Raw genomic sequence first — 9,457 nt, 5'->3', positions numbered from 1 at the left:
TTCAGCTTAAATTATCATATCGTATGATATCTTGGGACGTTGTCCCAAGCATTGAATTATAAGGCTTTCAGCCTTATTTATCTAATATTTCAACTCTTGATTCGCAATAATAATATTCAACGATTCGACAATTAAAATATCTGACAATATAATACCCCCTACGCCTGCGGCACCTCCACCTTGAAGGCTACTCTTTATACACAAATATCTACTAATGAAAAAAATCACTTAGAACATTGATAAACAGCGACATAAGCTATTTTTCCTGTTTTGTATTTTGTATCTTAAAGCATGATAATCAATGAGTTTGAGGGATTTTTTGATGGTTTTTTACCTGATGCAAGAATAGAAAAAAGAGCCGGGAAAGTTATGTCAGATATATATACTTTTGGTAAAGCAGTTGTCAACAAGTTTTGTAATACCAATATCGATAAAATAGGGGCTTACAGGATGTTCAGAAACCAAAGTTATTCATACGAAGATTTGTTTAAGGGTCTTATAAAATCCTGTGGTGACAACCAGAGCAATGGTCATATACTTTGCCTTCAGGACACCACAGAATTTAATTTCACCAACCATTTAGAAAGGATTGGGAAAGACGATGCAGACATTGGTCCTGTTAACTTGAATAATATTGCCGGGTTCTTCTGTCACCCGGTACTGGCCGTTGATGCAGGCTCAGGCATTCCTATCGGCATCCCTTCGCTTAAGCTGTGGAACAGGGCCTGGGACAAGAAAGATAAATTTGAGCGGAATTACCCAAAGTTACCAATCGAACAGAAAGAGCCATATCGCTGGATTGATTCAGCAATAAAAAGCAAAGATGTTTTATCGGAACCACACACTCTTACCATCATTGGAGACAGGGAGGCTGACATATACGAAGAGTTTTCCATAGTACCGGATTCCCGGGTCAATTTATTGGTCAGGGCCTGCAGAAACCGGAATTTAAAGGAAAAAGGACAGAAACTTTATGAAACATTAGACAAGCAGCAACCATGCACCGTGTATGAATTGGAAATAAAAGGAAATAAAAAACGAAAGAACCGGCTTGCAAGACTGTCCCTGAAGTATACAAAGGTGAAAATCAGGAAGCCTGCTAAGGTAAAAGGTGATAACTACCCCGACTCTGTAGAACTTTGGGCCATTGAGGCAAAAGAACTTACCGACAGTGTACCCAAAGGTGAAGAACCTATTTTGTGGAGGCTATTGACCACCCACCGGATTTCCTATAAAGACGATGCATTGAGTTGCTTAAAGTGGTACAGTAAACGATGGCTGATTGAAGAATTATTCAGAATTCTTAAAAGCAAAGGTCTCGACATAGAATCTTCCCAATTAGAAACAGGAGCAGCCCTTAAGAAGCTGGTGGTTTTGTCGCGCCAGGTAGCTTTAAAAATAATGACTCTTAAACTGTCTCTAGCCACGCACAACAATGTTAAGGTGGATGTGCTGTTTTCACAACAGGAGTTACAATTCCTGTCAATACTGTTACTCCAACTTGAAGGTAAGACAAGAAAACAGAAAATCCCTATGAAGACAAAACTACTGCCTGGGCCGCCTGGATAATCGCCCGGTTAAGTGGCTGGAGCGGTTATAAATCACACAGCCCTCCCGGTTATATTACCATTAAAAACGGTCTTGATATTTTTCAACATAAATTTGATGCATACCTGCTTACATTGGATTTCTTAAAACAAAAAGATGTGTATAAAGAGTAGCCTTTTACGAGGAGGATGAGTTACACTTGGCTTAACTTGGCAAATAGATAGTTTTAAGACAGTTATAAGTATACTGTATTATATGTCAAGATTAGTTAATCTGCCCCCTATAATCCCCTTAAAAAGGGGATGTGAATAGCATTGATTTACAAGATGAAGACAAAATAATTCAATAACTAATAACTCTTATAGCATTAGGTTTAATAGTTGATGAAGAATAGTTTTATAAATATTAATGAAACTAATTAGACAAATAAAAAATAGAATTCGTTACAATTAGTGAATTGAAAATCAGTGTTTCTAAAATCTGCACCTATAGCGGATAAACAATAATCTACAATCGATTAAAGACTAAGCAATATACCAAACAACTATGAAAGGAATCATATTAGCCGGAGGATCAGGTACACGCCTCCACCCCATCACCTTAGCCACATCCAAACAGTTACTGCCTGTATTTGATAAGCCAATGATTTATTACCCTTTGTCGGTATTGATGTTGGCAGGCATACGCAATATATTGATTATCACTACGCCCGAAGATCAGGCTGGTTTTAAACGTTTGTTGGGTGATGGTTCTCAATGGGGTATTCGTCTCGAATATGTGATGCAACCTTCTCCTGATGGATTGGCGCAGGCTTTTATTTTGGGGGAAGAATTTATTGGCGATGATGATGTATGCCTGGTTTTGGGTGATAATATTTTCTATGGTCACGGATTTACTGAGTTGTTAAAGAATGCTGTCACAACAGTTCAAGAACAAAACAAAGCTGCTGTATTTGGCTATTGGGTTAAAGACCCGGAACGCTATGGCGTATGCACCTTTGATGATGCAGGAAACGTAACAAGTATCGAAGAAAAGCCTGAACAACCCAAATCAAACTATGCTGTAGTTGGTCTATACTTCTACCCCAATGATGTGATTCAAGTGGCCAAAACCATTCAACCAAGTCATAGAGGAGAACTGGAAATCACCACAGTTAACCAGCAATACCTTGAAGAGAACCGATTAAAAGTGGAATTAATGGGACGTGGCTTTGCCTGGCTCGATACCGGTACCCATGAATCATTACTGGAGGCCAGTCATTTCGTTGAAACACTGGAGAAAAGAATCGGTTTAAAAGTAGCTTGCCCCGAAGAGATTGCTTACCATCAACAATGGATATCTAAAGATGAACTAGTACAACAAGGAAAACGGTTGAGTAAAAACCAGTACGGACAGTATTTGTTGGCAATCGCCGATAGAAATATATAACATCAATTAGCTTAATTACAACGTAATAAATTAATTGATGGCTCGTTCATAAAAACTTCCTCAAAGGCACCTAACACCGGAATAATATAAAATGTCAACAATTCAATTATCTGTAGTAGTACCCCTTTATAAATGTGCTCCTTTTATCAAGGAGTTGACAGAACGGTTAATAAAATCACTTTCTTCAATCAGTCCTAACTTTGAAGTTATCTTTGTGAATGACAATAGCCCATTAAATGACTGGGAATTGGTAAAAGAGGTTTCTCGTAAAAATGAGCGGATAAAAGGCATTAACCTGTCACGTAACTTTGGACAGCATTATGCTATCACTGCAGGATTAGAACATGCCAATGGTGATTGGGTCGTAGTGATGGATGGGGACCTACAAGATCAACCCGAAGAAATCAAAAATCTATATAATAAATCTGTAGAGGGCTATGATATTGTATTTGCTAAACGAAAAGACAGAAAAGATTCTTTTTTTAAACGAATGGGCTCAAAATTATTTTATAAAGTGCTAGCCTATTTAACAGATACCGAGCAAAACGCGGAGATTGCTAATTTTGGTATTTATTCAAAGAAAGTGGTACAAGCTATACTTAGCATGAGAGATTATACACGCTACTTTCCTACGATGGTCAAGTGGGTTGGTTTTAATTCAGCTGAAATTATTGTGACCCATAATGAAAGAGAAGAAGGAAAAAGTGGGTACTCTTTCAGCACTTTATTAAAGTTAGCATTGAATACTATTTTATCCTTCTCTGATAAACCCATACGCTTGACGGTTAAGTTGGGGATTATTATTTCATGCCTTGCATTTATATTTGCACTCTATGTATTATACCGGAGTTTAACACATCAAATAAGTGTCAGTGGTTACAGCAGTTTAATCATCTCCATTTGGTTTTTATCGGGCATTATTATTACCACCCTAGGTATTGTTGGTTTATACATTGGTCGTATGTTCGACCAGGTGAAAAACAGGCCAACTTACATCGTAAAAGACTCTTTAAACCTTAACGTGAATGATTAATATGCAATACTTAAGTTGGGATAGTGAGTTTTTTAACTATAAAATCGGAAAGGTTGATTTAGATACCCTTAATAATGAAGAACTGGTAAAACTAAAAGAAGAGCAAGTCAAACAAGGCTATGACCTGCTGTACTTAATGACTACTAATGAAAAGAGAGTATCCAAACTGGAAAATGCCAATATTGGTGCCGCATTAATGGATGAGAAAGTTACTTACTTTAAAAATATTGATAGCAATCCTGAGCAATTAGAAAATAGTCATATATCAGAGTACACTCAAGATCCTTGTCCGGAACTACTGCAGTTGGTTTATTTAAGCGGTCATGAAAGTCGTTTTAAAAAGGATACAGAACTGGCACCATATTTTGAAGAGATGTACAAAACCTGGATTGATAATTCCATCAGCGGACAATTAGCAGATACGGTTCTGGTGCATTGTGACAATCAACAAATCAATGGTTTTGTAAGCCTTAAGAAAGAAGGTCTTACAGGTAATATTGGTTTGATTGCAACAGCAAAGAAGCAACATGGCAAGGGTATTGGCAGGCAGTTAATGCAAGCCACCGAAAATTGGTACATAAGGAATAAAATTACCAATGCCACCGTTGTAACACAGCTATCGAATAAACAGGCATGTTCTTTTTATAAAAAGAATGGATACTCAATTAAAGAAATACAATATATCTACCACCTATGGAACAAATGATACCATTTAACAAACCCTATATAACAGGCAAGGAAGCTCATTATCTGTATAAAGCCGTTGAATCAGGTCACTTAAGTGGAAATGGACCATATACAAAAAAGTGCCAAACTTTCTTTGAAGAGCGGTGGGGCTTCAAAAAAACCTTGCTAACAACAAGTTGCACCGATGCACTTGAGATGTGTGCAATGCTAATCAATATCCAACCCGGAGATGAAGTCATTGTTCCATCATATACTTTTGTTAGTTCTGCATTGGCCTTTGTGAGACAAGGTGCACATATTGTGTTTGCCGATAGTCGACCAGACCATCCTGGCATTGATGAGAGCAAACTGGAGGCATTAATAACATCTAAAACTAAAGCCATTGTTCCTGTTCACTATGCAGGAGTCGCATGCGATATGGATATAATAATGGACATTGCAGATCGGCATAACCTTTTTGTTATTGAAGATGCTGCTCAGGCAATTGATAGTTACTATAAGGATAAACCCCTGGGAAGTATAGGTCACCTTGGAACATTTTCATTTCATGAAACCAAGAATATACAATGCGGAGAAGGAGGCCTTTTAGCCATTAATGATAAACGTTTTATTAAACGAGCAGAAATCCTATGGGAAAAAGGCACAAACAGGGCAGAATTCTTTCGTGGTGAGATCAATAAATACGGTTGGGTTGATACAGGTAGTAGCTTTTTAACCAGTGAATTAAATGCCTCTTTTTTATACGCTCAGTTAGAAGAGCTGGATACAATCCAAAATAGGCGAAATGAAATTTGGCAAACCTATAATAACGGATTAGAAAAATGGGCCGATAATAATAATGTTATATTACCTACAGTACCTTCTTATGCCACCAACAACGGACATATGTTTTATTTGGTATGCCCTACCCCTTTATTCCGCAATGAGCTTATTAAGTATTTAAAAAACAGAGGAATTCATGCTGTGTTTCATTACTTAAGCCTGCATAAAAGTGACTTTATTCTTAAGCAAGATAGTTCAATTGAAGAACTATCCCATAGTGACCGTTATAGTGAATGCTTAGTTCGCTTACCATTCTTTTTTGAGTTGGGAACACAGGAATTAATAGTGGAAACAATTAATGAATTAAATCAATAGTTTTTAAATGATTAAAGAGAAAGTTGATACAGCATCGGTACAATTATTTAGGCAAAAAACTATTCTACTCGGTGGTATGGCATTAACCGTGTTGTTGGTTGTTTTATATGCTTTAAACAAAGGGATTGTTTTTTCAGACGAGTCATGGTACTTGCTTCATTTACGTTTACCAGATGCGGTTATTCCTTATAGCCAATGGCATGCTTACGCCTTAAAGTTATTTCCTGAAGGCATCTTAGCAATCAGAATAGTAACTGTACTTTTATTGTTACTGAGTGGTATAATATTTTCATTGTGTTTGACGTGGAAAGGCAGTTTTACAATATTTCAAGCCCTAACTACTTCCATTATTGGTCTCTTTGTTTTATTTATGCCAGTTCAGTTTGTACCAAATTACATGACTTTTAATTCTATTATTCTTTTTGCTGGCAGTGGTTTATACATACTAGCTCTTAGAGTTGATACAAAGAAGTTAGTTGTTATATTTAGTGTATTGGCAGGAATTATTTATGGACAATTGTTCTTTGTAATGATTACCAATATGGCTATTTATGGAATGTTAATAATCTTACCTTTTTTAATACAAGAACGAAAAACAGCATTCATCAATGTATTAGCCTTATTTTCTGGCACAATAATAGGTTTTCTTCTCTTCTTTTGGAGTATTAAAGGTTTAGAACAGTTTTACCACGAAACATTAATGGCTTTTAAATACCATGCATTTGATGAATCACATGGCATTAAAGACTTGGTTAAGTGGTCAATCAGTACCTTTACTTATATAGTTAAAGAGGTAGCATTGCCAGCCATTTTATTACTAATAATTAAGTGGGGAAAGAATATCAATTTAAAAGTAAAGTCAGTAACAATTGCAGTGTTGGTTTTATATTTTCTTGTTATTACTTTAACTGATCTGAGAACTAATTTCAGAAACATTACCCCACCAACCATTATTTTGTCAATCGCTACATTTATTATAGCTGATTTGTTTATCAACAAAAATTATCGGGAAGCATTAATTGGTCTATTTTGTTTGTTTATTCCTTTCTTTGGCTGTTTGGGTACAGATGTCAACTTCTCTATCCGGGCATCTTTATATAGTTTACCAATCATTGTATTTGTATTGCAATATGCCATTGTAAACTCTCAAAAGAAAACGTTTTTCTTTTTGATATTCTTTCTGCTTTTTGCGACATTACGTTTTAGTATCCAGTTTACAAATGCATCTGGCTGGAATGGATATAGGCTTTCTCAACAGAAGATAGCCTTAAGTGAGTTAAATGCAGATGAAGCAATCAAGTTAGATCAAAAAAGGTTCAACTCACTAAAAGAACTTCAAACTATAATTAATCCAGGGGATACAATGCTGGTTAGTCACCATAACCTTTGGGGATATGTCTATCTATCTGAAGGGGTGACTCCTTTATTGCAATTTAAATTTAATGAAGAACGGCTGGATTTCTATTTCAAACAAAATCAATTGCAAAAGACAAAACTTGCTTTAATTGAAGATACTGACAATCCCTTTCCAGAGGGTTATGTTCAAAGTTTTGGTTTTAAAAACTATAGACTACATCAACTAAAAAGTAACAGTGGCCTTAATGTTTATATCCTCAACAATTAATGATGTCAATAACTATTACAAGCATCAATATTTTATTTAAAAGAAAATTGTGACATCATTAAAGCAAAAAAGCTTCAAAGCTTTTATCTGGGATTTTTTAGGCAAGTTTTCAGGTCAGGGAATTGGTTTTTTTATATCAATATTACTTGCCAGGCTATTAGCCCCTGAGGAGTTTGGATTATTAGCGATGGCTAATGTTGTTATCAGTCTTGCTGGCGTGTTGGTTGATATGGGTTTGGGAAGTGCTTTGATCCAACGAAAGGATGTAAAAGAAGAACACTTTGGCTCGGTATTCTATTTTAATATTTCAATAGGTTCATTACTTTTTATAATTTTTTATTCCTTGTCAGGACTTGTGTCTGACTTCTATGAGCAGGCTGCTTTAAAACCTGTTGTTCAGGTAATGTCTTTAAACTTTATTATTAACTCGTTTTGTAATGTGCAACGAACATGGTTGAGAAAGCAGTTAATTTATTCTGTACCTACCAAAGCCGGCATATGGTCATTAATAATAGGTGGTGGTGGTGGTCTAACTTTGGCGTATTTGGGATATGGCGTCTGGGCATTGGTCATTCAGAGCCTGATAAGTGGTATCGTTAATAACATTTATATCTATTTGTTTACGGGATGGAAACCCCACCTTATATTTAAATTCTCGGCCTTAAAAAGCCTTTGGGGATTTGGTTTTAAAATGTTTTTATCTGGTTTATTGGATACCATCTTCAGACAAATGGATTCGTTAATCATTGGTAAATTATTCCAACCTGCAACATTGGGACAATATTATCGTGCCAAATCACTCGATCAATTTGTTATTCGTTATACTTCTGGTAGCCTAATGTCTGTTTTGTTTCCGGTATTAAGCCAGGTGAGCGATGACAATGAGCGCTATAAGCAAATTGTGTATTCTGCATTTCATGTACTTAATTTTGTAACCTTTGCGCTTATAGGAGCACTTTACCTGACTGGTACTGATTTGATTATTTTACTTTTTGGAAACCAATGGTTAATAGCAGGTGAATATTACCAAATAATAGTACTGGCTGGATTCGTTTATCCTTTTAGTGCCTTACTGGTTAATATTATTTCAAGCAAAGGAAATTCAAGTGCATTTTTAAGGTTAGAAATCTACAAAAAAATTGTAATAGGTAGTAACTTCTTAATTGGCTTCTGGTTTGGGCTGAAAGGATTTTTATATGGCATGGTCATAGCCTATACTATAGCTCTGATACTGAATATCCACTTCTCTGCCAAAGAAATGAAAGTAGCAAAAAGGTGGTTTTATACTATAATATATAAGTACCTTGTATTAGCTATCTGTATAAACGGATTTTTGGCTTTCATCAATGAACGTATTATACTCGAGAACCATTTTATTCATGGAATAACATTTGGGCTTACTTTTCTTACCATTTATATTAGTTGTGCATTTGTTTTTAAGATGGATGGGCCCAAGATTATAATTGATGAGATAAAAAAGCTAAAGACTAAAAACAAAAACTAAGTCATTATTAAACAATATGATACCAGTAACAAAACCTTTTTTGCCATCAAGAAAAGAATATGACTCCTTAATTGATCAGGTTTGGGAACGAAACTGGCTTACCAACAGCGGGCCTTTAGTTAATGAATTAGAATTATTACTAAAGCAGTATTTAAAATTAGATCACTTATTGTTTACAGGTAATGGGACTATTGCTTTACAGATTGCCATTAAATCCCTTGATTTAAGAGGCGAGATTATAACAACTCCTTTTTCCTATGTTGCTACCACCAGTTCAATTGTTTGGGAAAATTGTCAACCTGTTTTTGCTGATATTGATCCGGAACGGCTCACTATTGATCCTCACAAGATAGAAGCGTTATTAACTGAAAAAACTTCAGCTATTCTGGCTACACATGTATATGGTATACCGTGTCATATTGAAGAGATTGAGACAATAGCTCATAAACATCAATTGAAAGTTATTTATGATGCTGCACATGCGTTTGGAACCCTA

Annotated in this window: 8 protein-coding genes; all 8 read left to right on the top strand. The window is 35.7% G+C overall.

Annotated elements, in window-relative coordinates; genetic code table 11:
* Positions 1–291: 291 nt before the first annotated feature.
* Positions 292–1,569, top strand: coding sequence for an IS4 family transposase (locus AC4MRQ_RS23310; RefSeq protein WP_491200134.1), 1,278 nt, complete (start codon positions 292–294; stop codon positions 1,567–1,569).
* A 525-nt stretch (positions 1,570–2,094) separates the two neighbouring features.
* Entirely contained in the window at positions 2,095–2,976 is an 882-nt protein-coding gene (rfbA, locus tag AC4MRQ_RS23305) for a glucose-1-phosphate thymidylyltransferase RfbA (RefSeq protein ID WP_491200133.1), read from the top strand.
* 91 nt (positions 2,977–3,067) lie between these two features.
* On the top strand, positions 3,068–4,009 hold the full coding sequence (locus tag AC4MRQ_RS23300; protein ID WP_491200132.1) for a glycosyltransferase family 2 protein: 942 nt from the start codon (positions 3,068–3,070) through the stop codon (positions 4,007–4,009).
* Positions 4,002–4,715, top strand: coding sequence for a GNAT family N-acetyltransferase (locus AC4MRQ_RS23295; protein WP_491200131.1), 714 nt, complete (start codon positions 4,002–4,004; stop codon positions 4,713–4,715). The genes AC4MRQ_RS23300 and AC4MRQ_RS23295 overlap by 8 nt, the downstream gene beginning before the upstream one ends.
* The gene (gene rffA / locus AC4MRQ_RS23290) at positions 4,703–5,833 is read left to right on the top strand and encodes a dTDP-4-amino-4,6-dideoxygalactose transaminase (RefSeq protein WP_491200130.1); all 1,131 of its coding nucleotides are present in this window, start codon (positions 4,703–4,705) and stop codon (positions 5,831–5,833) included. The genes AC4MRQ_RS23295 and rffA overlap by 13 nt, the downstream gene beginning before the upstream one ends.
* Before the next feature lie 7 nt (positions 5,834–5,840).
* A complete protein-coding gene (locus AC4MRQ_RS23285; RefSeq protein WP_491200129.1) occupies positions 5,841–7,457 on the top strand; it encodes a hypothetical protein in 1,617 nt (538 codons plus the stop codon).
* Positions 7,458–7,506: 49 nt separating this feature from the next.
* Entirely contained in the window at positions 7,507–8,961 is a 1,455-nt protein-coding gene (locus tag AC4MRQ_RS23280) for a lipopolysaccharide biosynthesis protein (RefSeq protein ID WP_491200128.1), read from the top strand.
* A 16-nt stretch (positions 8,962–8,977) separates the two neighbouring features.
* Positions 8,978–9,457 (top strand): DegT/DnrJ/EryC1/StrS family aminotransferase (locus tag AC4MRQ_RS23275; RefSeq protein ID WP_491200127.1); only part of this gene is annotated, 480 nt, incomplete at its 3' end.

Source organism: Carboxylicivirga sp. (assembly GCF_982718395.1).
The sequence above is the reverse complement of the archived record's forward strand: the minus strand, read 5'-3'. Positions and strand labels throughout refer to the sequence as shown.